Below are 23,658 nucleotides of genomic sequence, written 5' to 3'. Positions count from 1 at the left end.
CACCCGCCCGGTGGGTCGCTACCCTGACGCAGTGAGCAAGCCGAAGAAGTCCCAGGTGATGAAGCCCTCCACGGCGGCGCTGAAGCTTGTCGTGTACCTGCCCGCGACGCCGCAGGAGTTCCAGGACGGGATGGTGTCCCGCGAGGAGCTCGACGAGATGCAGCGCAACCCCCCGCAGTGGCTGGCGGACCTGCGCCGCGACGGGCCGCACCCGCGCAACGTCGTCGCCGCCCGGCTGCGGGTGTCCAACAGCGGGCTGGCCCGCGGCGGGATCACCGAGCCGCTCACGACCGCGCAGATCGCCGCGCTGGCCGCCGACCCGCCGGAGTGGCTGGTGAAGGAGCGCGAGATCCACGCGGAGAACAAGCGCGAGGAGCGCCGCCTGCAGGCGCAGCGCGAGGAGGCCGCCGCGGCGCCGGCGACGGCACCGGCCGCGAAGGTCCAGCCGAAGAAGGTCCAGGCCAAGAAGGTCCAGGCCAAGAAGGCTCAGGCGAAGAAGGCCCAGCCCAGGGGCAGGCGGGCCACTAGCCGCTGAGCACCTGCTCGCGCAGGATGTCGGCGTGACCGCAGTGCTGCGCGAGCTCGCGCAGCACGTGCAGGTAGACCCAGCGCAGCGGCAGCGGGCCGCGGCGGTTGCCCGGCAGCAGGTCGTCCAGGCCGAGCGGGGCCGTCGCCCGGCGGGAGGCGTCGCAGGCGGCCCGGTACGCCTGCCGCACCGACGCGATCGTGTCCGCGTCGGTCAGCACGAACGAGTCGTCGGGCGTCTCCGGGATGCCGATCCGCGCGCGTGAGCGCGCGGTGACGGCCTCGTCGAACCAGACCTGCTCCACGAACGTCGCGTGCTTCACCAGACCGAGCAGGGTCGTGCGGGACGGCACGAGCGAGCGGCGGGCCTGCTCCTCGGTGAGCCCGTCGAGGGACGCCGCCAGGGCGGCGCGGTGCTCGTCGATGAACGCCTCGAGCTGGGCGCGGATCGGCGCGTGGTAGTCGTCCATCAGGCGACCGTCAGCTCGTACATGGCGGCGACGCGGAAGCCGTGCCCGTCGGAGCCGGTGAACCGCACCCGGTGCTCCCCTGGGGTGAGCGGGTCGACGCGGGCCCACAGGCCCCAGACGCGCACCGGGACCGGGCCGCGGGTGCGGGTGACGGGGTTGAGGAAGGCGCCGCGCACCTCGAACGGCTCCGTCGCGTCGATCGGCTCGACCGGGTGCCGGACGTCGTCGACGTGCGCCTCGCCGGTCGCCTCCGGTATCGGCTCGACGTCCGGGCCCCACATGTTGAACGCGGGAAAGAACAGCGGCCGGCCCGCCGGGACGGTGCAGCGCCGCTCGACGGCGCCGCCGAAGCAGCCGGCGAGGAACCACACGTCGGCGGGCTGGCGGCGGTGCGCGTGCGCCCCGGTGTCGTCGGCGACCGGGTTGCGCAGTGGTCCGGTCGCGGCGACCCACTGCACCCATCGGGCGGCGAGGGCCTCCGGGCTTGCGGGCCGGTACGGGAAACTTGTCACGCGGCAAGATCGTACTGCGCGTCCCCGCCGGCCCGCTGTCCCCCTGCCGGTCAGCCGATGTACGCCAGTGCGAAGCCGACCGTCGGCACGCCGAACAGCACCGACAGCACCGCGAGGCGCCGGATCGTCGGGCGGCGGGTGAGGATCGCGTACCCGGCCAGCAGCACCGGTGTCATGAGCAGCTGCGGCACCAGCGTCGAGCGGGGGACCAACACGTCGAGCCACGCGCACGCCACCGAGATCGCCAGGGCGGCGCCCCACAGCGCGACACCGAGGCGGTGCGCGAACCGCGGGCCGAACCGCACCGCGAACGTGGTGTCACCGGCGGCGGTGTCGGCGGTGAGGTCGGTGACGGTCGTGGGCACGCACAGGGCGGCGGCGAAGAGCAGGCCGATCAGCCCGAACTGCCACGGGAACTCCCACGGCGGGCGGGTGATCGACCAGCCCGCGGCCGGCGACACGACCCCGACGACCAGCGCGTTCACCGCGACGTCCCAGCCCGGCCGGGTCTTGAGCCGCAGCGGTGGCACGCTGTACGCCCACCCGAGCAGCAGCACGCCGGCGACCCCGAGGACGAACAGCGGCCCCACGTACAGGGCGGCGACGACGGCGGTGCCGGCGATCCACCGGTACCACAGCCGCAACCGCCGCGCCGAGACGGCCCCGGTGACCAGCGGCGCCGTCGCCTTGCGCGGGTTGTCGCGGTCGCTGCGCAGGTCCTGCAGGTCGTTCTGGGCGAGCACCGCACCCCAGATGAGCGGGCCGAGGACGAGCAGCGCGACGAGCGCCCGCGGCAGGTCCGCGCGCGCCGGCAGCCACGCGTGGGCGGCCAGGACGGTGCCGAGATACGCCGGCACCCAGGACACCGGCCAGAACCACGGCCGGGACACCGCGACGAGCACCGCTGCCGGACGTTCCAACACCGCCGTCATGCTTCGATCATCGTCCTGGATGCCTGTGCGCGCACTGAGAGCCGCGTCATGCCCGGGGCACCGGCCCTGGCGGCGCGGGTGTGCCAGGGCCGGTGCCGGTGCGGCCCGCCGGCGCCGGCAGGGCGGGGGTCAGCGGCGCCGGCGAGGTCTGGTCAGTACAGGTCGGTGGTGCTGGCGCTGCCCAGGCCCGGCGCGGTGACGGTGAGCCGCGTGGCGTTGATCGGGCGCTGGTCGGGCAGCGTCACCCGGCCCGTGCCCTCGTGCGGCGGCAGCGTGTACCGCCACACCCGCGGCGTGGCGACTCGCTCGTGCGTGCCCGGGATCGTGTACCAGGTGAAGTACTCCCACATGACCTCGAAGCCGGTCTCGCCGACGACGTTGTCGTCGAAGGCGACCAGCCACTGTCCACTGTAGAGCGACGCCACGTTCGCGACGGCCGGCACGTCGTAGGAGCGGCAGCCCAGCTGCCGGTTGCCGGCGGGGCTGGTGTTCGGCGGCTGCACGTTGATCGCGTACGTGCACACCGTGTGCGTGCCCGGGCGGGCCGGCACGACGGCGTCGTAGCCGCGCCAGGCGCCGAAGTACGGGTACACCGCGGCGACGTCCGGCCGGTACGTGTCCGCCACCGCGGCACCGGCGAACGCGCCGTCGACGTAGACGTGGACCTGCAGCGGCGCGGCGCTGTCGCCGTCGGCGGCCCAGCCGGTGACGCGGGCGCCGTTGCCGGTGAACGCCACGCTGTCCAGCGCGCCGCGGGGCGGGGTGTCGATCGGCCCGGGATCGGGGTCGGGGTCCTCGCTGCAGGCCGGCGGCGGCACCGGCTGGTCGCACAGTGCGGTGGCGTGCGCCGCGGACGGTGCCGCGACCGCGCCGAGGACCGTGAGCAGCAGCGCCGCCCCGGCCCGGGTGAATGATGTCGTCAAAGGATGCTCCGCTGTGTTCGAGGCCAGTTGAGGTGCACAGCGTGCGGCGTGCCGCTCAACGGCGGCGTGCAATCCAGGTGCAGCGTCACAACCCGTCGAGGTACGCGCGGACGTCGGGTCGGCGCAGCCGCAGGCCACGGGCGTGCGCCTGCCGGTACGCCGCCGGCGTGAGCCGCGACGTGACGGCCTGCACGGTGCGCGGCCCGTTGACCGGGTCCATGCGCAGCGGGGCGTAGCCGGCCTGCGCACCGAGCGCGTCGACGGCGCCGAGCAGCACCGCGCCGTCTTCCGGCCGGCCGGTCAGGGCGAGCGCGCCGGCGAGCAGGTGGGTGGTGGCCAGCCAGCCGGTGACGTCGTCCTCGTCGTCGAGGTCGCGCGCGGCGCGCCGGGCGAGCGCGTACGCCTGCTCGTAGGCGCCGGTGGCGAGCGCCTGCTTGGCCCGGATCCACCGGGCGGACGCGGCGGACCAGCCGAACCCGCAGCGGGTGCCGACGTCGATCGCCTCGTCCAGCACGGCCGCCCCCGTCGCCGGGTCCCCGGCGACCCCGGCGAGCAGGCCGATGCTGATCAGCGCCTCGGCGAGCACCCAGTCGGCGCCGCTGGCCACCGCCTGCGCCCGGGCCTGCCGGCCCGTCTCGACGCCCTCGGCGACCCGGCCGCGCAGCGCCATCGACAGGGTCAGGTACGCCGAGGCGCGGGCGAGCGTCGTGGGCCGCCCCGCCCGCCGGGCGAGCCGCAGCGCGACGAGGACGGCGTCGGTGCCGGCGCCGACGTCACCGGCGAGGTAACACAGGCTGGCCACGCCGGTCAGGGCCCTGGCCCGGTCGTCGTCGGCGGCGCCGGGCGCGGCGTCCAGCCCGGCCCGCAGCCAGCGCAGCCCTTCGGCGATGCGGCCGGCCCGGTACCAGAACCAGGCGAGGTCGGCGGCCAGGCGCAGCCCCGTGCCGGGGTCGGCCCCGCCGAGCGCGTGGGCGAGCGCGGCGCGCAGGTCGTCCTGCTCGGCGGCGAGCGTCCGGAACCACCGGCGGGCGTCCGGGCCGCGCAGCTCCCGGTCGGCGGTCGCGGCCAGCTCGGCGGCCCGGTCCAGGTGCCGGCGGCGCACCGCCCGGCGCTCGTCGTCGCCCAGCCTGCGGTCGGCGTACTGGCGCAACGTCTGCAGCATCCGGTAGCGCCGCGGCGACGTGCCCGGCAGCGTCGTCACCAGCGACCCGGTGATCAGCCCGGTCAGCGGGGCGAGGACCGCACCGCCCGCGACGCGTTCGGCGGCCTCCAGGTCGAATGTGCCGGCGAAGACGCTGAGCCTGGCGAACGTGTCGCGCTGCGGCGGGTCCAGCAGCCGGTACGTGACGTCGATCGCGCTGTCGAGGCTGCGGTGCCGGTCGGGCACGTCACGCCGCGCGGTGCGCAACGCCGCCGGGTCGTCGAGCCGCTGCAGGATCTGCGCCGGGGACAGCGCCACCAGCTGCGCCGCGGCGAGCTCCACCGCCAGTGGCAGCCCGTCGAGGCGGGCGCAGATCCGCGCGACGACCTGGCGCTCGGCGGGCGCGCACGTCCACTGCGGCGCGACCGCGGCGGCCCGGTCCAGGAACAGCTCGACCGCCGTGGCCGCGGGCAGCGGCGGCACCGGGTGCAGCCGCTCGCCGCCGATGCTCAGCGGTGCCCGGCTGGTCACCAGGATCCGCAGCCCGGGCAGCGCGTGCAGCAGCCGCGGTACGGCCGTGGCGAGGGCCGCCACCAGGTGCTCGCCGTTGTCCAGCAGCAGCACGAGGTCACGGTCGCCGACGGCGGCGGCGACGCCGGCCACGTCGGTGCTGACGGCGAGCCCGAACGCCTGCGCGATGGCCGGCTCCAGCAGCGCCTCGTCGGTGAGTCCGGCCAGCTCGGCGACCCGGACGTCGAGGCCCGCGTCGCGGCAGACCTCGGTGGCGAGGCGGCTCTTGCCGGCACCGCCGGGGCCGGTGAGCGTGATGAGCCGGTGCTCGCGCAGCAGGGCCCGCACCTGGCCGACCTCGAGGGTCCGGCCGAGGAACCGGTCGACCGGCGCCCGGCTCGTCGCCTGGCCCGGCGTCGGCCGGCGGACCGGCGTCGGCAGCCGGCCGGGCGTCGTGGTCCGCGGCCGGTGCGGCGCCGGGCGGGCCGGCGGCGGGCCGTCGAGCAGCGCCCGGTCCTGACGCAGGATGGCCTGGGCGAGGGCGGCGAGGTCGACGCCGGGGTCGAGGCCGAAGTCGCCGGCGAGCAGCGCCCGCGCGTCGTGGTACGTGGCGAGCGCCTCGGTCTGCCGGCCGGCGCGGTACAGGGCCAGCATGAGCTGGGCGCGGCTGCGTTCACGCAGCGGGTGGTCGGCGACCAGGGCCGTGGCCGCGGCGACCGCCTCATCGGTGCGGCCCAGCCCGAGCAGCGCCTCGACCCGCAGCTCGGCGGCGACCTGCCGCAGCTCGGTGAGGCGGGCGATCTCCGCCTGTGCGGACAGGTCGTCGGTGAGCTCCATGAGCGCCGGACCGCGCCACAGGGTCAGCGCCGCCTCGACGGTGCGGTGCGCGGCCGCCGGGTCGCCGCCGGCGAGGGCCTCCCGGCCCTGGGTGACGCCGTGCTCGAAGCGCTGCGCGTCGATCTGCCCGGCGCCGGCGACCACCCGGTACCCACGCTGGTGCCGCCGCAGCGTGTCGGCGCCCAGCACGCGGCGCAGCCGGGACAGGTACGTCTGCAGGGCGTTCGTCGCGCTGGGCGGCGGGTCCTCGCCCCACACGCCGCCGATGAGCCGGTCGACGGTGACCACCTGGTCGGCGTCCAGCAGCAGCGTGGCCAGGACCGCGCGGGGCTTCGGCCCGCCGAGCGGGACCGACCGGCCCGTGACGAGCACCTCCAGCGGACCGAGGATCCGGAACTCCATGCGTCTCCTTGCGTGGTACGAGGGCGTCGAGGGTGCCACACCGGCACCACCGGGCCCGGACGCCTCAGCGGACGCGGACCGGCCGGGCGCGGCTACTCAGAACGGCCCGTGCCATCGCGGGGCGTACCCGCGGCGAATACTTCACGTGAAACGATCTTGACTCATCGTCATATCGCCTCATCGGCACGCCCAATAGCATGCAGATGCACGTGCATTCGCCCGTAGGAGGGAGCGTTCGTGACCGACATCGACCGGCGGCTGCTGGCGGGTGCGCCGGCGCTCTTCGGCATCGTCGCCGACCCCGAGGACGACGGCCATCCGTGCGTCGTGGCCTGGGGCCACCAGCTGGCCGAGCGGGCCGTGACCAGCTGGTTCCTCGCCGACGGCAGCCTCGAGGTCGCCGTGTTCGGCTCCGCCGAGGCGGCCCTGGAGACCGCCGAGTCGCTGTACCCGGCGCGGCTGGTCTGGGTGCCACCAGGGTGCTCCATGACCTGACGGCTCATCCCCGGCCCGCGCCCGCCGATGGTCGGTCGTGGCGCCGCCCGGAGCCGCACCGGAGCACGTCGGCGTACCCGCCGGTGGCGGGCTGAAGGGAGCGGTGCATGCGGGACCGTCCGCTCCTGCGCGACCGGGTGCTGCTCGGCCTCGCCGGGCTGACCGTCGCCGTGGTGCTGTGGTTCCTGCTCGGCCCGGGTGGCGGCCGGTCCTCCTGGCTGATCCAGACCGGCCTGGACGTCACGCTGGTCTTCCTCAGCCGGCGCCTCGCCGCGCTGTGCGCCGCGCAACCGGCCGCCCGCCGGTTCTGGCGGTCGATGACGGTCACCGCGGTGTGCTGCGCCGCCGGCGACGGCTACCAGTCCGTGCTGGTGCTGCTGCACCCCGCCGCCACCGTCAGCACGGTGCAGACCGTCCTGGTCGTGCTCGGCATGTCCGGCATGGTGGTCACCATGCTGCGCCACCCGCTCGGCGCGGACGGCCGGCAGCGGCTGCGGCTGTGGCTGGACGCCGCGACCGTCATGGCCGGCGTGGCGGTGTTCCTCTGGTACTTCTCGATCGGTGCGGAGCTGGGCTCCGACCACCTGGTCGACCGGCTCGCGACCGCCGCCGTGTCCGCGGTCATGCTGGTCATCGTCCTGGGCGTGCTCAAGCTCATCCTCAGCGACACGGCACCGTTCACGCTGCTCGCCGGGGTCATCGGCAGTATCGGCACGGCCGGCACCGCGGTCGGCGCGTCCGTCGCCACCGTCCTGACCGGCGCGTCGAACCCGCGGATCATGACCGTCGCGCAGCTCATCCCGTGCATCCTGGTCGTGTTCAGCCTGCGGCTGCAGGAGCTGCAGACCCGCCGCCGCCCCGCCGGCCGGCGCGGTGCCGCCCGGGGCCGGTTCAGCCGGATGCCGTACCTGGCGGTCATCGCCACCCAGGTGCTGCTCGTCGTGGCACTCACCGGGATCGGCCCCGGCGTGCGCATCTGGGGCGTGACCGCCGGCGTCGTCGTCATCACACTGCTGGTGCTCACCCGGCAGCTCGCCGCGTTCCACGACAACGACCGGCTGCTCACCGATCTGCACGTACAGAAGGAATGGTTCAGCTCGCTGGTCCAGCACGCCTCCGACGTCACCATCGTCGTCGACGCCCAGGACACCGTCACCTACGCCAGCCCGGCCGCGGTGCGCGTCCTCGGCACGGACCCGGCGCAGGCGCTCGGCGCGGTGCTGCGGCAGCGGGTCCACCCCGACGACGTCGCCGCCTTCGACGCGCTGCCCGGCCGGCTCGCCACCGCGCCCGCCGGGCAGGTCGCCGCCCAGCTGCGGCTGCGGCACGCCGACGGCGGCTACCGGTGGCTCGACGTCATCGGCGCCGACCTGCGCGCCCATCCGAGCGTGCGCGGCGTGGTGTACAACGCGCGCGACATCACCGAGGCGCGCGCCCTGCAGGACAAGCTGCGCCACCAGGCGACCCACGACACGCTGACCGGCCTGGCCAACCGGGCGCTGCTCGGCGAGCGGCTCCAGCAGCGCACCGGCGGGCAGGTCAGCGTGCTCGTCATCGACCTCGACGGGTTCAAGGCGATCAACGACGGGCACGGTCACCACGCCGGCGACCACGTCCTGACGACCGTCGCGGCCCGGCTGACCGCGCTGCTGCACCCCGGCGACCTGGCCGTGCGGCTCGGCGGCGACGAGTTCGCGGTCGTGCCCGCCGACCCGCACCCGGACCGCGCCGGCGCACTGTCCGGCCAGATCGTGGCCGCGCTGTCGGCGCCGGTCGACCTGGACGGCCGGGCACTGCCCGTCGGCGGCAGCGTCGGCGTCGCCACCGGCCCGGCCGGCGACCCCGACCGGCTGCTGCGTGACGCGGACGCCGCGATGTACCGCACGAAACAGGACCGCAAGGCCGCCGCGGTCTGAGCGCGCCGCGTGCCCGTCAGGCGGTCTTCGCGGTGAGCCGGACCAGGCGCTCGTCGCCGCGGGCGTCGATGGTGAGCTCGTCGGACAGCTGCTTGGCCAGCCAGCCACAGCCCGCGCCCGTGGACCTGGTCGGGCGGGGGCGGCGCCCCCGGCACGCTGAACTGCCACTGCGCGGTGCCCTGGTCGACGACCTCCACGACCAGCTGGTGCGCCGACATCACCAGCGTCACCGCGGCCGTGCCGCCGCCGTGCTCGAGGGCGTTGATGACGATCTCGTTCACCGCGACGGTGAACGCGTCCACCCGATCGGGCGACAGGCCGACCTCGCGGGCCGCCTCGCTCACCCGACGCCGGACCTCGGCGACGCCGGCCACGGTCACCGCAGGCAGCGCCACCGTCATCGGTGCCGTGTCAGAGTCATCCCGCATGTCACATCCACAATGTCGAGCATGGCCTGTGCCGGCGTCGCAAGGTCCCGCACGAACCGCCGATGCCGTCACTGCGTCCTCGTCGAGTCACCATATAGGGTCGTCAGGCGCTTGTCGTTTCGCGCAAGGAGGGACCATGGCTCTGACGCTGTCCACCACCCGCGACGATGACCCGGTCGTCATCAGCGTCGCCGGTGACGTCGACCTGTCGACCGCCGCCGAGTTGGAAGGTGCGCTGGCCACCGCGGTCGGCGATGCCGCGTCCGGCGTGGTCGTCGACCTGGCCGGGGTGACGTTCATCGACTCCGCCGGCATCAACGCGCTGCTCAAGGGCAAGCGCCTGGCCGACGAGCGCGGGCAGCGCTTCAGCGTCGCCAACCCGGCGGGTGTGGTGCGCGACGTGCTCGAGCTGACCGGGGTCCTGGGTCACCTGTCCGGCTGAACCGCCGACCGGGCAGCCGTCCGCCCGGCACGAGTGCCGGCGGGGCGCCGGATGCGACACTGACCGTGCGGCTGACAGCGCGGAACGGAAAGGCAGTGACTGGTGCTGAGGCGCGGCGGGAAGGCGATGGCCGACAGCGCGGAGAAGCTCCGCCGGCTGCAGGCGGTGACCGACGCCGCCCTGTCACAGCTCGGGCTGGAGGATCTGCTCCGCGAGCTGCTGGAGCGCACCCTGGACATCCTGCAGGTCGACAGCGCCGCCGTGCTGCTGCTCGACCAGGACGGCACCGACCTGGTCGCCACCGCGACCGCCGGCCTCGGCCTCGAGCCGCAGCACGTCGTGCGGACCCCCGTCGGTGCCGGCTTCGCCGGCCAGGTCGCCGTGCGCGGCGCACCCGTCGCGGTGGAACGCGTCGGCCAGAGCGGCGACTTCGACGCCACGCTGCTGCCCGCCGGCACCACCTCCGTCCTCGCCGTGCCGATGCTCAGCAGCGGCCGGGTCATCGGCGTGCTGCACGTCAGCACCGCACAGCGACGCTCGTTCGCCGCCGACGACATCGAGCTGCTGCAGCTCGTCGCCGACCGGGCCAGCCTCGCCACCCAGGCCCGCCGGTCACACCTGGACCGAGCCGCCGCCGTGGCGCTGCAACGCAGCCTGCTGCCGGCCCGGCCACCGGCGATCCCCGGCCTGGACGTCGCGGTGCGCTACGTGCCCGGCGCCCAGGTCGGCGTCGGCGGCGACTGGTACGACGTCTTCGACCTGCCCTCCGGCCACGTCGGCATCGTCATCGGCGACGTGGCCGGCAGCGGCCTGCACGCGGCCGTGGTCATGGGCCGGATCAGGAGCGCGCTGCGGGCGTACGCGATGGAGACCGACGACCCGGCCGACGTGCTGACCCGGCTGGACCGCAAGGTGCAGCGCTTCGAGCCCGACGCCATGGCCACCGCCATCTACGCCGTGCTGGACCCGACGCTGAGCACGGTCACACTGTCCAACGCCGGCCACCTGCCACCGGTGCTGACCGCCCCGGACACCCCGGGCACGCTGCTCAAGCTCACCCCCGACCTGCCGCTCGGCGCGTACCGCGGGGCGGCGCGGCGCGACACCCGGTTCCCCCTGGAGCCGGGCCAGGGCCTGTTCCTCTACACCGACGGCCTCGTCGAGCGCCGCGGCCGCGGCATCCTCACCGGCCTGCAACGGATGGTCGACGCCCTGCCGCCGGGCTCCGCCGACGCCACCTGCAACGCGGCGATGACCCTGCTGGACAACACCGGCCCGACCGACGACGTCGCCGTCCTCGCCGTCCGCCGCGACCTCCCGGCCCTCAACCGCCCAGCGTGCGGTAGCGCAGGTGCATGACGCCGTTGTTGAAACGCCGCTCGTCGACGAGCTCGAGGTCGGTGCGCATGCCGGCCGGCAGCCCCGGCTTGCCCCCGCCGAGGACCACGGGCCAGACGAACAGCTGGCACTCGTCGACCAGCCCGGCCCGGAACGCCTGCGCGGCGAGGTTGGCCCCGCCCACGTTGAGGTCCTTGCCGGCCGCGGCCTTCAGCTGCCGTACCGCGGCCGGTTCGAAACGGCGTTCGATCCGGGTGTCGGCGGTGGACACCTCGGTGAGCGTGGTGGAGTACACGACCTTGCTGGCCGCCTGCCAGGTACGCGCGAAGTCGGCCATGAGATCGGACCGCGCGGCCAGTGTCTTGTCGGTTTCCCAGACGGTCATCCCCTCGTACAGGCGCCGCCCGTACAGGAACGTGCTCACGGACCGCAGCAGCTCGGTATAGAACACGAAGAGCTCATCGTCCATCGGCAACCAGGCGAACACGCCGGCCTCGTCCTCGATGTAGCCGTCAAGCGACAAGTTGGTCACGTAGCTGAGCTTGCCCATGCCGTTACCTCTCGATCGTCGATCGCACTCGGTCAAGTGTCGGGCCGTGTCCCGACTGCCCTCACCAGTTCTACGAACGACCCACGGCAGATCCGACACCGCGCCGGAAATTCCTTCAGACTCCCGTCACCCGATGGTGCGAGCAGGTGCGTGCCGCCCTGCCGTCGCTCTCGGCGTCGACGGCAACGATGCAGCCTGGACCTTCACCGCCGCTCTCAGTGCCCGACGCCGCGGTGCGCGCATACTCATGTGCCGCGAAGCGGGGCGGTGGGCTTGCGGTGTGCGGTGCGGATGAAGGCGTGGTCACGGGCCGCCGTGCGGTGGCGCGGCCCGGCGGCGCGGAGGACCACGTCGAGCGCCCGGTCGGGGTCGGCGGCGTAACAGGTGGAGAACCATGCCATGTTCGCTTCGATCACGGCCCAGTGCTCGTCGCCCGTATCGGGGTCGCTGGCCAGGCCGACGTCGACGACAACGCCGCTCGGCAGGCTGTCGGCGCACGCGTCGAGCAGGTCGTTCGCGAAGGCGAGCACGGCGCAGCTTTGCCCGTCGCGGTCCAGCGGTGCCGGGTCGAGCCGGCCGAAGGTCGCGTACCGGCTGGCGGCATGGACCGTGCCGTCCAGGACGTACAGCCGGTATTCCACCACGAACGTGACGATGTCGCTGACCAGGACCGGTGTGTCCGCCGCGAGGCGGTCGGTGCCGGGCAGCCGGCTGCCGTCGGCGTAGACAGCGGCCGCCAGGTCCTTGTCCCGTGGCTGCTTGACGAACATCGGTGTGCGTGCCCACCGCGCCTCGCCCAGCGAGGTCAGCGTGATGTCGCGCCAGCGGAACTCCTCGGGCAACCCGGGTAGCCAGTCATCGGCCGGTTCGAGGAGCGCGAGATCGAGGTCGGCGCCGACCGCGGCGGCGAACGCCGGACCGCCGTAGAGGTGTCCACCATCGCAGCCGCGCAGCCGCGCCGGCACGGTGCTGTCCGAGCAGTGCTCCACCGTCATGCCCCTGCGCTGCGCGGCAGCGGCCAGCAGCGCGGCGGTGCGGTCGGGTCGTGGCGGCAGCAGCAGGAAGTCGTTGCCAGACATCGCGGCGCCCATGGCGCCATTCTGGCCACCCGCCACCGCGGCTGTCGCGGGATTTCGCCCGCACCACGGTCGGAAGCCGCACTCGTACGGCGGCGTCCAAGTGACCTTCGGTGTCCCCGGCGTCGATGGGGCATCCGACCGGTGCGCTGGACTGCTGAGGTCAGGACGCCGTGCGACCGGGTGTGACCTCAGCCGATCGTTGCCACGGTGCCGGCCGCTTCGGCGGTGACCGTGAACGCCCCGCGGCGGCGCCCGGCCGACGAGCGCCCTCACCCACCGTCAGCCGAGCAGTGAGCAGCACCACCCGCGGCAGTGGACGGGGGCGCGGCGGTGGGACGGCGGCCCAGGAACGCGGCCAGGACCAGTGCGGCCACGACGGTGCCCAGCACGCTGGGCTCGATGGCGTACCGGCGTGGGTCCGGTTCGAAGAGGGTGTCGGCGTAGCGGTACAGGCCTTCGAGCAGCTTCGGCACGCCGAGGACCGGCATGGCGATGACGGCCACCGTCCACCGCAGCGCCCGGCGGAGGCGGCCGGGGCGGCGGCCGAGGACGACCCGGCGGACCGTGAGCAGCAGCGGGATCGTGACCACGAGCCCGGCGAGGTTGCCGAGGAGCACCAGCGGGTCGTTGTCGCCGTCGCCGGCGCTCAACGAGGCCGCCGCCGCCACGAAGCCGGCGCACCCGGCCACGAGCGCCACCGCGGCCGCGGCGCGCAGCGGGGGCCGGCGGGCGCTGATCGCGCCGGCCAGGCACAGTGCCGTGAGGGCGCCGGCGACGACCGCGGTCGACGGGGCGTAACCGGGCGGGCCGCTTCGACGGCGACCCACATCCAGCGCCCGTGCAGCAGCAGGCTCGGCACGCAGCAGGCGGCGACGACCGCCACGGCCAGGCCGACCCGGCGGCGCCGGTCGCCGGTGAGCCGGGAGCGCGGATGCACCGCCGCGAGCTGGACGAGGCCCGCGACGACGAGCACGGCCGCGGCCTGCCGGATCGCGGTGCGCCACCCCGCCCAGACCCCGAGGTTCAGCCCGTCGACGGGCAGAGCACCCGCCCAGGAGACGGCGAGGACCGCGGCACCGACCATGGTGACGGCCAGCGCGGTCACCAGCGCCACCGTGCGCGCCGCCGACCCCGCGCCGGGACCCGTCGTCGGCGCGGCGGCCTCGACCGGGGGCGCGGTGGCCGGGGCGACGCGGGTGGTGGCGGCGGCGCAGCGGACCGCGAACACGGTCACGGCCAGGGTGACGGCCGCCGTGCCGACGACGCCGTGGTGCAGCGTCTCGGGTCCGCGGCCCGCCACGAACAGCACGGCGGCGGTGACCGTCCCCGCGGGCACGAGCACCAGCCAGCGCCGGGCGCCGGTGACCCGGTCGGCCCACAGGCCCGCCCCGGCGAGCACGACCGCGGCCGCGACCAGGGCGGCGGCCGGGACCGATGGCTGGCGGGTGAGCTGACCGCCGGCGGCGAGCAGGACCGGCACGGCGGTGAGCCGGGCGAGCCGGCGGTGCGCGGGGTCCTGCGCGGACCAGGAGCGGCTGAACACGGTGGCCGCCAGCACCAGGCCCCCGGCCAGCAGCACCAGCCCGACCCAGAACGCGGCGCCGGGGCCGGTGATGCCGTTGGCCGGGTCGCCGCTGTTGTCGCGCGGCACGAGCAGGGAGAAGATCGAGTCGCGGACGGCGTCGGCGTAGCCCTGCATGAGGCCGATCGCGATGCCCGGCACGGCGAGCACGACCAGCACGGGTCGCGGCAGCCCGATCAGGCCCCAGGTGGTGTCCAGCGCCGCCGCGGCGGGTCGCTGCGCGCGGGCCGGCCGGGACGTGGCGAGGCTCAGCGCGAAGGTGATCTGCCGATACCCCCGGACCGCCGGTGGCACACCCGGCTCGTGCCGCAGGGCGTGCAGCTCACCCTGCCACTCCAGGACCCGGTCGTCGACGGCCGACACGCCCCAGCGCCGCGCGGCGACGGCGACGAGCCCGCCGACGACCGCCGCGACGGCTCCCCGTGTCGGCGTCATGCCGTCGCCCCCCGAGGCTTCGTGACGGTGCTGGCGCCGGGGTCGAGCTGGAGCCGCAGCTCCGCGAGGGCCTGCCGGGCGGCGACCACGCCCTCGGCGGTCAGCCGGTAGTACCGCCGGGGCGGGCGGCCCGCCTCGGCGGCGTCGATCTCCTCCCAGCGGGTGCTGACCCAGCCGGCGGCCTCGAGCCGGACCAGGATCGGGTAGAGCGTGCCGCTCGGGTGGCCGGTCGCGCGCATCAGCTCCAGCCCGTAGTGCTCCGCGGTCGGGTCGTGCAGCAGCGCCGCGACGACCTTCGCCAACGCCGTCGTCATCCTGATCGGTGGCATGCCGGAAGCCTACATAGGTGAATACAGTTTCGCTACATAGGGGTGGGAGACAAGAATGCCCGACGTGAGAATGGACGCGACCAAGGTGCACGAGGTCCTCGCCGCGCTGCGCGAGGCCGGCTGCCCGTGCTGGATCTCGGGCGGCTGGGGCGTCGACGCCCTCGCCGGCCGGCAGACCCGCCCGCACCGGGACCTCGACCTCGCCATCGACGCCGACCGCGAGCCCGCGGCGATGGCGGCCCTCGTGGCGCTCGGGTACAGCGTCGAGACCGACTGGCGCCCCGTCCGGGTCGAGCTCGTCGAGCCCGGCGACGGGCGCGTCGACCTGCACCCCGTGGTCTTCGAGCGGCCCGGCGGCGACGGCCGGCAGGCGGGCCTCGACGGCGACTGGTTCGACTACCCGCGCGCCGACCTGACCACCGGCACCATCGCCGGCCGCCCGGTGCCGTGCATCTCGCCCCGCCTGCAGCTGGGATTCCATCAGGGGTACGAGCACCGCGACGTCGACCGGCACGACCTGGCGCTGCTGCGCGCCCTCACCGGCACCCCGTGACTGGCCGCGCGCCCGGCGGCGCGGGTAGCGTGCCGGTTGTGCAGCTTCATGTCGGGTGTGCCATGTGGACGCACAAGGCCTGGCGGTTCTCGCCCCAGCCGCTGGCGGCGCACGAGCGGCTGCGGGCGTATGCGGGCCGGTGCAACGCCGTGGAGGGCAACACCACGTTCTACGCCACGCCGGCCAGGGACACGGTGGCGTCGTGGGCGCAGCAGACGGATCCGGGGTTCCGGTTCGTGGTGAAGCTGCCGAAGCGGGTCACCCATGAGCGGCGCCTCACCGACGCCGGCGGCGACGTGCGGGCGTTCCTCGACGCGATCGAGCCGCTCGGGCCGCGCGCCCACGCGGTCTGGATCCAGCTGCCCGGGTCGTTCGGCCCCGGCGACGTCGACGCGCTCGCCAGGTTCCTGCGCCGGATGCCGCCGGCCCACCGGTACGCCGTGGAGGTCCGGCACCCGGAGTTCTTCACCGATCCCGGCGCGGCGCGGCTGCTGGAGGCGGCGCTCGGCGGGGCCGAGTGGGTGCCGTTCGACACGACCGCGTTCTTCGCCGCCCCGCCCACCAGCGACGCCGAACGCGACGCGTGGACCAAGAAGCCGCGCATGCCGCTGCGCACGGCGGCGCTGACCGACCGGCCGATCGTGCGGTACCTCGGCCGCGACGACCCCGACCGGACCGTCGAGGGCTGGCAGCGCTGGGTCGACGTGGTCACCGGCTGGCTGCGGGAGGGTCGCTCGCCGACGGTGTTCGTGCACACCCCGGACAACACCGACGCGCCCGCACTGGCCCGGCGGTTCCACGACGAGGTGCGGGCCCGCCTGCCGCGGCTGGCGCCGCTGCCGGAGCCCGAGCCGGCCGAGCCGCTGACGCTGTTCTGAGGGAAGCACCGCGGCGACGCCGGTGTTGTCCTCTGCTGTGACACTGACGCTCGCCGTGCTCGGCGACTCCATCGCATACGGGCAGGGCGCCGCGAGCCCCGCCGACACCGTCGGTGCCCGGCTGGCGGCGTCGCTGACCGCGGCCGGCACGCCGGCCCGGGCGCGGGTGTTCGCGGTGCCGGGCGCCGACAGCCTCGGCCTGGCGGAGCAGGTGCGGCGGGCGGCCGCGGAGGCGCCGGACGTGGCGCTCATCATCGTCGGGGCCAACGACCTGACGCACTTCGTCCCCGCGCCGCGGGCCGCGGCGCTGCTCGGCGACGCCGTCCGCGCGCTGCGGGCCGCCGGGGCGCAGGTCGTCGTCACGCCGGCACCGGACCTGAGCGTGGTGCCGTGGGTGCCGCCGCAGCTGCGTGTCGCGGTACGCGCCGGCAGTGCGGCGCTGCAGCGGGCACAGACCGGGGCGGCGCTCGCCGCCGGCGCCCGGGTCGCCGACATCGGCCGCAGCGCGGCGGCGTTCGCGGCGGAGCCGGCCCTGTTCAGCCCCGACCGGTTCCATCCGTCCAGCGCCGGGTACGCGGTGATCGCGACCGCCCTCTCCCCCGCCGTCCACGCGGCCGCCGCGGCGGCCCGCCCAGCGGATCGGTCAGGATTCGAGAAGCGGCCCCGGCCGGCGGCAACCTAGCGTCGCCGGCATGGAAAACACCACGAACGTCGCGCTGCAGTACTGCCACATCACCGTCAGCGACTGGGACCGGTCCCTTGCCTTCTACCGCGACGCGCTCGGCCTCGAGGTGCAGAACGACGTCGGCGAGGGCGCCGCGCGCTGGGTCACCCTGGGCGGCACGGGCCAGCCGGGGCTGCAGTTCGTGCTGTCGTGGCCGCACGCCGGCCGTACCGAGGCAGACGGCGACGCACTGCAGGACCTGTTGTCGCGGGGCGTCCTGCCGATGATCGTGTTCAGCACCGGGGACCTCGACGCGACGTTCGAGCGGGTGCGGGCATCCGGCGCCGAGGTGCTGCAGGAGCCGATCGAGCGGCCGTGGGGGCCGCGCGACTCGGCGTTCCGTGACCCGTCGGGCAACATGGTGCGCATCCAGCAGGGGGCCGTGCGGGTCAGTGCCTGAACAGGCGGACCCCGGTCCGCACGAGCGCGATGCCGCGCCGTTCGCACTCCCGCAGCACCGCGGCGGAGCGGATGGAGCCGCCCGGTTCGGCGATGTACCGCACGCCGTGCCGGGCGGCCTCCTCGACGTTGTCGGCGAACGGCAGCGCACCGTCGGACACGAACGCGACCCGGTCGAGGGTGCCCAGCCAGCCGGCCGCGCCGGGCACCCGGCCGGCCCGGTCGAGCTGCGCGGCCACCCGCTCCTGGACGCCGCCGGCCGCACCTGCCGGCGACACCGCGGGATGGCGGCGCAGCCACCACGTGTCGGCCTTGCCGCCGGCGAGCCGGGTGCAGTCGACCCGGGACTGCTGACCGGCGCCGATGCCCAGCGCCATCCCGTCGCGGACGTACGCGACCGAGTTCGACCGCGTGTGCCGGACCACGACGAGGCCGAGCAGCAGGTCGTCGACGGCCGCGGCGGGCAGCGCGTGCCCGGCGAACAGGTCCCGGGTCAGCGGCAGGTCGTCGCGGGCCTGGCGCCGGCCGGCGAGACGTGCTTGAACGACGCCGCGACGGGCGTGCCGAGCGCGGTCGCGGCCTCCTTCACCAGCTGCCAGGCCGCCGCGGCGTCGAGGATGTTCAGGTACGACGGTGCCCCGTGCACGATCTGGAACGGCTGCCGCCCGGGGTCGAGCGGGGTCGCGGTCGCGGTCCGCTGGTGGGGGTTCGTGCCGTGGCGCAGGTGCATGCCGCCTCCGATCGCAGGTCTGCTGCTGCCGGAGGCGCCCAGGCGGACCGCGCCACATCCTCGATCGGCCGGGTCCCCGGTGGTGCTCCACCCTCGCCAGTACCTCGGCCGCCGCCAGCATACCGGGCGTCAACCCGGCGCCGGGAGCGTGACGGTGACCGTGAGCCCGCCGTCGGGGTTGGGTGACGCGGTGACCGTGCCGTCGTGGGCGTGCACGATGGACCGGACGATGGCCAGCCCGAGCCCCGTCGACCGGGCGCCCGCGGCCCGCTCGGGCGCCAGGCGCTGGAACGGCTCGAACAGCCGCGAGACCTCGGCCGGCGGGATCCGCTCGCCGGTGTTGCGCACGACGAGGACCGCGGACCCGGCCGCGCCGGCGGTGGTCACCTCGACCCGGCCGCCGGTCTGGTTGTGCCGCACGGCGTTGTCCACGAGGTTGCTGACCAGGCGGTCCAGCAGCGCCGGGTCGCCGGTCACCGGCGCCGGGCGCAGGTCGGTGGTGACGCTCAGCCCGGCCCGCTCGACCTCGTCGTCGATGTCGCCCAGCGCGGCCGCGGCCGCCGGGGCGAGGTCGTGCGGCTCGGCGGCGATGACGCCGCTGTCGCTGCGGGCCAGGGCGAGCAGGCCGTCGAGCATGCGTTCGGCGCGGCCGGTGGCGACGAGGACCCGCTCGGCCATCGCCTGCCACTGCTCGGGGCTGCTGTGCCGCTTCGCCAGCTGCACCTCGGCGCCGGTGCGCACGATGGCGAGGGGGGTGCGCAGCTCGTGCGCGGCGTCGGCGACGAAGCGGCGCTGGCTGGTGAACGCGGACTCCAGCCGGCCCACCATCTCGTCGAACGTGTCGGCGAGCTCGCGCAGCTCGTCGCGGGGGCCGGTGAGGGCGATCCGCTCGTGCAGCCGGTCCTCGGAGATGCGGCGGGTGGTGGCGGTGAGGGTCCGCAGCGGCCGCAGCATCCGCCCGGCCACGACCCACGAGATGCCCAGCCCGATCACCGCGGTGACGAGCAGCCCGATCGCGGAGGTGCCGGCGGTGCTCAGCAGCGTCTGCCGGCGCAGCCGCGCCACGAGGGCCGCGTCGAGCTCCGCGGCCCGCAGCTTCTCCCCGGCCTCGGGGACCATGCCGGGCGGGGCGGCGCGCAGCTTCGCCAGCTCCGCCGGGCTCGGGTCGTGGATGTTGTCGTACAGGCTGTGGTACAGCAGCCAGTAGTTGAGCGCCAGCAGCGCCGCGCACGCCACGACGAGCACGACGGCGTAGACGACGGTGAGCCGCAGCCGGATCGACGGGTGCCTCACAGCCGGTATCCCGCGCCGACGACGGTCTCGATCAGCGGCGGGTCGCCGAGCTTGCGCCGCAGCCGGGCCAGCGTGACCCGGACGGTGGCGGTGAACGGGTCGGCGTGCTCGTCCCAGGCCCGCTCCAGCAGGTCCTCGGCGCTGACCACGGCACCGCCGGCGCTCATCAGGATCTCCAGCACGGCCAGCTCCTTCGTGGTCAGCGCGATGGTGCGCCCGTCGCGGGTGACGACCCGGCGGGCGGTGTCGAAGCTCAGCCCGGCGCGCCGCAGCACGCGGGGCGCGTTGTTGGACCGACGGGCCAGCGCCCGCACGCGCAGCACCAGCTCGGCGAAGACGAAGGGCTTGGGCAGGTAGTCGTCGGCGCCGAGCATCAGGCCGGCGACCCGGTCGGCGGCCTCCCCGGCGGCGGTGAGCATCAGGATGCGGGTGTCGCCGCCGCCCGCGGCGAGCGCGGTGCAGACCTGGTCGCCGTGCACGAGCGGCAGGTCCCGGTCGAGCACGACCACGTCGTAGCGGTTGCTGCCCGCCTTGTGCAGGCCGTCCAGCCCGTCGGCGGCGACGTCCACGGCGATGCCCTGGTCACGCAGCCCGTCGGCGACCTGCTCCGCGAGCAGGGCCTCGTCCTCGATCAGCAGCACCCGCACCGCACACCCCCGTCCGGCATTCTCGGTGACCGGGCATTACACCGGCGTTACAGCGGCTGTGACGGTACCGTTGCCGCCGCCGCGGTGCACTGGTGCGCATGACGAGACGGGTCCTGGCCGCACTGCTGCTGCCGCTGCTGCTGCTCGCGGCGTGCACGACGGCGGACGACGGCGCACGGGTGGCGAGCGCGGGCGGCACCGCGACGCCGGGCAGCACGCCCACGCTGAGCTTCCAGGAGCAGGGCCTGCGGCACGCCCGGTGCATGCGCGAGCACGGTGTCCCCGAGGCCGACCCGGTGGTCGACGGCAACGGCAACGTCCGGGTCGGTGGCGGGTACGACAAGGGCTCGATCGACGGCGAGGTGCTCGAGCGGGCCGTGGCGGCGTGCGAGCAGTACCGGCCGGTGCTGGACGCCGGGGAGCTGGCCGGCAAGCTCGACGTCGCGCGTGAGGAGTCGCGGTGCATGCGCGCCCACGGCGTGGAGGACTTCCCGGACCCGGAGCCGGACCTGGACCTCGAGGTGCCCGACTCGGCCCGGCAGGACCCGCAGTACGAGGAGGCCCGCGCGGCCTGCATCCGGCACGGCGGCCGGTCGCCCGCCCCGTCGCGGTGAACGGGCGGCGGCGCGGCCGGCGGGTCGCGGCGTGCGGCGCGCTGGTGCTGACGCTGGGCGCGGCGGTCGTGGCCGCGGACGGGTTCACGCCGCCGTCGCGCGGTGGCGGGCAGGCGCCGGCCGGGCCGCCGGCCACGGCGCGGGTGACCCGGCAGACCCTGGTGGACACGTACGAGCGGGCCGGCGACCTCGGCTACGGCGCCCGGATCACCCTGACCGGCCGGATCGGCGGGGTCGTCACCCGGCTGCCGCTGCCCGGCGACGTCATCGGCCGGGGCCAGGCGGTGTACCGGGTCGACGACACGCCCGTCGTGCTGCTGTTCGGCGCGGTCGTCGCGTACCGCACCCTCACCACCGGCGTGGTGGGCGCGGACGTGCGGCAGTTGGAGGACAGCCTGCGGGCGCTCGGGTACGGCGGCTTCACGGTCGACGACACGTACTCGGCGGGCACGGCCGCTGCGGTGCGGGCCTGGCAGCGCGACCTCGGCCTGCCCCGCACCGGGGAGGTCCAGCTGGGCCGGGTGCTGTTCGCGCCGGGTGAGATCCGCGTCGATTCGGTGACCACGGGGGTCAACCGCTCGACCGGCGGCGGCGAGGACGTGCTGCAGTACACCGGGACGGGCCGCCTGGTGACGGTCCTGCTCGACGTGTCCCGACAGCGGCTGGCCCGCAAGGGCGTCGAGGTGCGGGTGCTGCTGCCCGACGGGCAGGCGGTGCCCGGCCGGCTGGAGCGGGTCTCGACGGTGGTCGAGCAGCCGGCGACGCCGGACGCGCAGCCGCAGACGAAGCTGGAGGCGGTCGTGTCGCTGGCCGACCCGGCGGCCGCCGCGCGGCTGGAGGCGGCCGTGGTCACCGTCGTGTTCACCGCCGCCGCCCGCGCCGACGTGCTGACCGTGCCGGTGGCGGCCCTGGTCGCGCTCGCCGAGGGCGGCTACGGCGTCGAGGTCGTCCTCGACGGAACGGCCACCCGCCACGTCCGCGTCGAGACCGGCCTGTTCGCCGGTGGCCGGGTCGAGATCAGCGGCGACGGGCTGCGGGACGGCACGACCGTGGTGATGCCGGCATGATCGAGCTGACCGACGTGACGAAGGTGTACCCGGGCGGCGTCACGGCCCTCGCCGGCGTGACCCTGCGCATCGCCGCCGGCGAGCTGGTCGCGGTCGCCGGCCCGTCCGGCTCCGGCAAGTCGACGATGCTGCATCTGCTCGGCACCCTCGACCGGCCGACGGCGGGCCGGGTCAGCGTCGACGGCCACGACGTGTCGGCGCTGTCCGACCGCCGGCTGTCGGCGTTGCGGGCCGGCCGGATCGGGTTCGTGTTCCAGCAGTTCCACCTCGCCGCCGGGGTACCGGCGCTGGACAACGTCGCCGACGGGCTGCTCTACGCCGGGGTGCCGCTGCGCCGGCGGCGGCTGCGGGCGGCGGCCGCGCTGGAGCGGGTCGGTCTCGGCCACCGCCTCGGCCACCGGCCGCACGAGCTGTCCGGCGGCGAGCGGCAACGGGTCGCGATCGCCCGCGCGGTCGTCGGCGACCCCGCGCTGCTGCTCGCCGACGAACCCACCGGCAACCTCGACTCCGCCGCCGGCCGGGGCGTGCTCGGCGTGCTGCGCGAGCTGCACGCCGCCGGCACCACGGTCGTGGTCGTCACCCACGACCGGGACCTCGCCGCCGGCCTGGACCGGCAGGTGCACATGCGTGACGGCCGGGTGGTGTCATGAGCGCTCGCCTCGGCCCTCCGGCCCCGGCCCGCCTGGCGCCCGCGGATCTGTTGCGCGTCGGCGCGGCCGGGCTGCGGACCCGGCCGGCGCGGGCGCTGCTGTCCGCGCTCGGCGTCGCGATCGGCATCGCCGCCATGGTGGCCGTCGTCGGCATCTCCTCCTCGTCGCGGGCGGAGCTGGACCGCCGGCTCGCCGCGCTGGGCACCAACCTGCTCACCGTCGCACCTGGCCAGACCCTCGAGGGGCAGCCCGCGACGCTGCCGGCCGAGGCCGAGTCGATGATCGCGCGGATCGGCCCGGTGACCGCCGTCTCGGCGACCGGCCGGGTCCGCGGCGCCCGGGTGTACCGCTCGGACCTGATCCCGAAGGCGGAGACCAACGGCCTGAGCGTCCTCGCCGCCCGGCTCACCCTGCCGGCCACCGTCGGCGCACGCGTCCGCGCCGGCGTCTGGCTCAACGGCGCCACCGCCCGCTACCCGGCGGCGGTGCTCGGCGCCGCCGCCGCCGACCGGCTCGGCATCGGCCGGCCCAGCCCCGACACCTGGATCCTGGTCGGCGGCCAGCACTTCACCGTCATCGGCGTGCTCGCCGCGGTGCCCCTCGCCGCCGAGCTCGACGCGGCGGTCCTCGTCGGCTGGGACGCCGCCACCGGGTCGCTGCGCTTCGACGGGCACGCCACGACGGTGTACACCCGCTCCCGCGACCACCAGGTCGAGGCGGTCCGGGCGGTCCTGGCCGCCACCGCCGACCCGCGGGCCCCCGGCGACGTCGCGGTGTCCAAACCGTCCGACGCCCTGGCCGCCCGCCGCGCCGCCGACACCACCCTCAACGCCCTGCTGCTCGGCCTCGGCGCGGTGGCCCTGCTCGTCGGCGGTGTCGGCGTGGCAAACACCATGGTGGTGTCGGTCCTGGAGCGCCGCGCCGAGATCGGTCTGCGCCGCGCCCTGGGCGCCACCCGCGGCCAGGTCCGGCTGCAGTTCCTCACCGAGTCGTTGCTGCTGTCCTTCCTCGGCGGCCTCGGCGGCGTCCTGCTCGGCGTCGCGGTCACCACCGGCTACGCCACCTACCAGTCCTGGCCGGCGGTCGTGCCGGCCTGGGCGACGGCGGGCGCGCTGGCCGCCACCGTCCTCATCGGCGGCGTCGCGGGCCTCTTCCCCGCCATCCGCGCCGCCCGCCTGTCCCCCACCGAAGCCCTCACCTCCCCGTGACCCGTCACGAGCCGCGTCGCCGGTCCGATCGCGGCGTGACCTACAGTCA

General features: G+C 75.5%; 27 protein-coding genes, 1 pseudogene and 1 riboswitch. Of the genes and pseudogenes, 13 read left to right on the top strand and 15 right to left on the bottom strand.

Annotated features, from left to right (window positions below):
- Positions 1-31 precede the first annotated feature (31 nt).
- The gene (locus OP18_RS08185; protein ID WP_245635296.1) at positions 32-535 is read left to right on the top strand and encodes a DUF5997 family protein; all 504 of its coding nucleotides are present in this window, start codon (positions 32-34) and stop codon (positions 533-535) included.
- On the opposite strand, the gene OP18_RS08180 is transcribed toward OP18_RS08185, so the two are convergent.
- The 5 genes from OP18_RS08180 to OP18_RS51115 form a co-directional block, all read right to left on the bottom strand.
- Positions 525-995 (bottom strand): DinB family protein, encoded by a 471-nt coding sequence (locus OP18_RS08180; RefSeq protein WP_033358152.1) that lies wholly within the window; start codon positions 993-995, stop codon positions 525-527. The two genes, OP18_RS08185 and OP18_RS08180, sit on opposite strands and share 11 nt — an antisense overlap.
- Positions 995-1,507, bottom strand: coding sequence for a hypothetical protein (locus tag OP18_RS08175; protein ID WP_033358151.1), 513 nt, complete (start codon positions 1,505-1,507; stop codon positions 995-997). Before OP18_RS08175 ends, OP18_RS08180 begins: the two co-directional genes overlap by 1 nt.
- A 50-nt stretch (positions 1,508-1,557) precedes the next feature.
- Complete coding sequence (locus OP18_RS08170; protein WP_081970515.1) at positions 1,558-2,439, bottom strand: UbiA prenyltransferase family protein; 882 nt, start codon at positions 2,437-2,439, stop codon at positions 1,558-1,560.
- A 152-nt stretch (positions 2,440-2,591) separates the two neighbouring features.
- A complete protein-coding gene (locus tag OP18_RS08165) occupies positions 2,592-3,362 on the bottom strand; it encodes a hypothetical protein (RefSeq protein ID WP_033358150.1) in 771 nt (256 codons plus the stop codon).
- 85 nt (positions 3,363-3,447) lie between these two features.
- A complete protein-coding gene (locus tag OP18_RS51115) occupies positions 3,448-6,252 on the bottom strand; it encodes an AfsR/SARP family transcriptional regulator (protein WP_052386377.1) in 2,805 nt (934 codons plus the stop codon).
- Between the two features lie 237 nt (positions 6,253-6,489).
- Between OP18_RS51115 and OP18_RS08155 the strand changes: the two genes are divergently transcribed.
- Together OP18_RS08155 and OP18_RS52155 are read left to right on the top strand one after the other, a co-directional pair.
- The gene (locus OP18_RS08155; protein ID WP_033358149.1) at positions 6,490-6,747 is read left to right on the top strand and encodes a hypothetical protein; all 258 of its coding nucleotides are present in this window, start codon (positions 6,490-6,492) and stop codon (positions 6,745-6,747) included.
- A 107-nt stretch (positions 6,748-6,854) separates the two neighbouring features.
- On the top strand, positions 6,855-8,663 hold the full coding sequence (locus OP18_RS52155; RefSeq protein ID WP_052386376.1) for a sensor domain-containing diguanylate cyclase: 1,809 nt from the start codon (positions 6,855-6,857) through the stop codon (positions 8,661-8,663).
- Between the two features lie 104 nt (positions 8,664-8,767).
- Here OP18_RS52155 and OP18_RS62465 read toward each other — a convergent pair.
- Positions 8,768-9,064: pseudogene (locus OP18_RS62465) on the bottom strand (ATP-binding protein); the annotation flags it as partial.
- Positions 9,065-9,227: 163 nt separating this feature from the next.
- Here OP18_RS62465 and OP18_RS58570 point away from each other — a divergent pair.
- Together OP18_RS58570 and OP18_RS08140 are read left to right on the top strand one after the other, a co-directional pair.
- Positions 9,228-9,533 (top strand): STAS domain-containing protein, encoded by a 306-nt coding sequence (locus tag OP18_RS58570; protein ID WP_052386375.1) that lies wholly within the window; start codon positions 9,228-9,230, stop codon positions 9,531-9,533.
- A 102-nt stretch (positions 9,534-9,635) separates the two neighbouring features.
- On the top strand, positions 9,636-10,892 hold the full coding sequence (locus OP18_RS08140) for a PP2C family protein-serine/threonine phosphatase (RefSeq protein WP_245635295.1): 1,257 nt from the start codon (positions 9,636-9,638) through the stop codon (positions 10,890-10,892).
- On the opposite strand, the gene OP18_RS08135 is transcribed toward OP18_RS08140, so the two are convergent.
- The 5 genes from OP18_RS08135 to OP18_RS08115 all read right to left on the bottom strand — a co-directional run bounded on the left by OP18_RS08135 (position 10,858) and on the right by OP18_RS08115 (position 14,846).
- Complete coding sequence (locus OP18_RS08135) at positions 10,858-11,421, bottom strand: dihydrofolate reductase family protein (protein WP_033358148.1); 564 nt, start codon at positions 11,419-11,421, stop codon at positions 10,858-10,860. The genes OP18_RS08140 and OP18_RS08135 overlap by 35 nt on opposite strands.
- A 245-nt stretch (positions 11,422-11,666) precedes the next feature.
- Positions 11,667-12,512 carry an ATP-grasp domain-containing protein gene (locus OP18_RS08130; RefSeq protein ID WP_245635294.1) on the bottom strand — a complete coding sequence of 282 codons (846 nt, stop codon included), beginning with the start codon at positions 12,510-12,512 and terminating at the stop codon, positions 11,667-11,669.
- A gap of 257 nt (positions 12,513-12,769) precedes the next feature.
- Positions 12,770-13,189, bottom strand: coding sequence for a hypothetical protein (locus OP18_RS08125; protein ID WP_033358147.1), 420 nt, complete (start codon positions 13,187-13,189; stop codon positions 12,770-12,772).
- Positions 13,147-14,517 carry a hypothetical protein gene (locus OP18_RS08120; protein WP_033358146.1) on the bottom strand — a complete coding sequence of 457 codons (1,371 nt, stop codon included), beginning with the start codon at positions 14,515-14,517 and terminating at the stop codon, positions 13,147-13,149. Before OP18_RS08120 ends, OP18_RS08125 begins: the two co-directional genes overlap by 43 nt.
- Positions 14,514-14,846, bottom strand: a complete 333-nt coding sequence (locus OP18_RS08115) for a PadR family transcriptional regulator (protein WP_211273470.1) — start codon at positions 14,844-14,846, stop codon at positions 14,514-14,516. The genes OP18_RS08120 and OP18_RS08115 overlap by 4 nt, the downstream gene beginning before the upstream one ends.
- Positions 14,847-14,916: 70 nt before the next feature.
- Between OP18_RS08115 and OP18_RS08110 the strand changes: the two genes are divergently transcribed.
- From OP18_RS08110 to OP18_RS08095, 4 genes are all read left to right on the top strand, one after another.
- A complete protein-coding gene (locus tag OP18_RS08110) occupies positions 14,917-15,399 on the top strand; it encodes a nucleotidyltransferase domain-containing protein (protein WP_033358145.1) in 483 nt (160 codons plus the stop codon).
- A gap of 62 nt (positions 15,400-15,461) precedes the next feature.
- Positions 15,462-16,277 carry a DUF72 domain-containing protein gene (locus tag OP18_RS08105; RefSeq protein ID WP_211273468.1) on the top strand — a complete coding sequence of 272 codons (816 nt, stop codon included), beginning with the start codon at positions 15,462-15,464 and terminating at the stop codon, positions 16,275-16,277.
- Positions 16,278-16,314: 37 nt separating this feature from the next.
- Positions 16,315-16,959 carry a GDSL-type esterase/lipase family protein gene (locus OP18_RS08100; RefSeq protein ID WP_081970511.1) on the top strand — a complete coding sequence of 215 codons (645 nt, stop codon included), beginning with the start codon at positions 16,315-16,317 and terminating at the stop codon, positions 16,957-16,959.
- 10 nt (positions 16,960-16,969) lie between these two features.
- A complete protein-coding gene (locus OP18_RS08095; protein WP_033358143.1) occupies positions 16,970-17,401 on the top strand; it encodes a VOC family protein in 432 nt (143 codons plus the stop codon).
- Here OP18_RS08095 and OP18_RS59545 read toward each other — a convergent pair.
- The 4 genes from OP18_RS59545 to OP18_RS08080 all read right to left on the bottom strand — a co-directional run bounded on the left by OP18_RS59545 (position 17,391) and on the right by OP18_RS08080 (position 20,070).
- A complete protein-coding gene (locus OP18_RS59545; RefSeq protein WP_281179455.1) occupies positions 17,391-17,885 on the bottom strand; it encodes a hypothetical protein in 495 nt (164 codons plus the stop codon). The two genes, OP18_RS08095 and OP18_RS59545, sit on opposite strands and share 11 nt — an antisense overlap.
- 8 nt (positions 17,886-17,893) lie before the next feature.
- Positions 17,894-18,130, bottom strand: a complete 237-nt coding sequence (locus OP18_RS59540; protein ID WP_052386371.1) for a hypothetical protein — start codon at positions 18,128-18,130, stop codon at positions 17,894-17,896.
- A 29-nt stretch (positions 18,131-18,159) separates the two neighbouring features.
- Positions 18,160-18,244: riboswitch (ZMP/ZTP riboswitch) on the bottom strand.
- A gap of 15 nt (positions 18,245-18,259) precedes the next feature.
- On the bottom strand, positions 18,260-19,423 hold the full coding sequence (locus tag OP18_RS08085; protein WP_033358142.1) for a sensor histidine kinase: 1,164 nt from the start codon (positions 19,421-19,423) through the stop codon (positions 18,260-18,262).
- Positions 19,420-20,070: a response regulator transcription factor gene (locus OP18_RS08080; protein WP_033358141.1), complete on the bottom strand. Its 651-nt coding sequence runs from the start codon at positions 20,068-20,070 to the stop codon at positions 19,420-19,422. The genes OP18_RS08085 and OP18_RS08080 overlap by 4 nt, the downstream gene beginning before the upstream one ends.
- A gap of 98 nt (positions 20,071-20,168) precedes the next feature.
- On the opposite strand from OP18_RS08080, the gene OP18_RS56885 reads away from it, so the two are divergent.
- The 4 genes from OP18_RS56885 to OP18_RS08060 are packed head-to-tail and all read left to right on the top strand — an operon-like array spanning position 20,169 to position 23,609.
- Positions 20,169-20,684 carry a hypothetical protein gene (locus OP18_RS56885; RefSeq protein WP_052386370.1) on the top strand — a complete coding sequence of 172 codons (516 nt, stop codon included), beginning with the start codon at positions 20,169-20,171 and terminating at the stop codon, positions 20,682-20,684.
- Positions 20,681-21,751, top strand: a complete 1,071-nt coding sequence (locus tag OP18_RS08070) for a peptidoglycan-binding protein (RefSeq protein ID WP_033358140.1) — start codon at positions 20,681-20,683, stop codon at positions 21,749-21,751. The genes OP18_RS56885 and OP18_RS08070 overlap by 4 nt, the downstream gene beginning before the upstream one ends.
- The gene (locus OP18_RS08065) at positions 21,748-22,401 is read left to right on the top strand and encodes an ABC transporter ATP-binding protein (RefSeq protein ID WP_033358139.1); all 654 of its coding nucleotides are present in this window, start codon (positions 21,748-21,750) and stop codon (positions 22,399-22,401) included. Before OP18_RS08070 ends, OP18_RS08065 begins: the two co-directional genes overlap by 4 nt.
- The gene (locus OP18_RS08060) at positions 22,398-23,609 is read left to right on the top strand and encodes an ABC transporter permease (RefSeq protein WP_033358138.1); all 1,212 of its coding nucleotides are present in this window, start codon (positions 22,398-22,400) and stop codon (positions 23,607-23,609) included. Before OP18_RS08065 ends, OP18_RS08060 begins: the two co-directional genes overlap by 4 nt.
- Positions 23,610-23,658: the final 49 nt, after the last annotated feature.

Source organism: Dactylosporangium aurantiacum (assembly GCF_000716715.1).
In the GTDB taxonomy this organism is placed as follows: Bacteria; Actinomycetota; Actinomycetes; order Mycobacteriales; family Micromonosporaceae; genus Dactylosporangium; species Dactylosporangium aurantiacum.
This window is presented reverse-complemented; position numbering and strand designations above follow the sequence as displayed.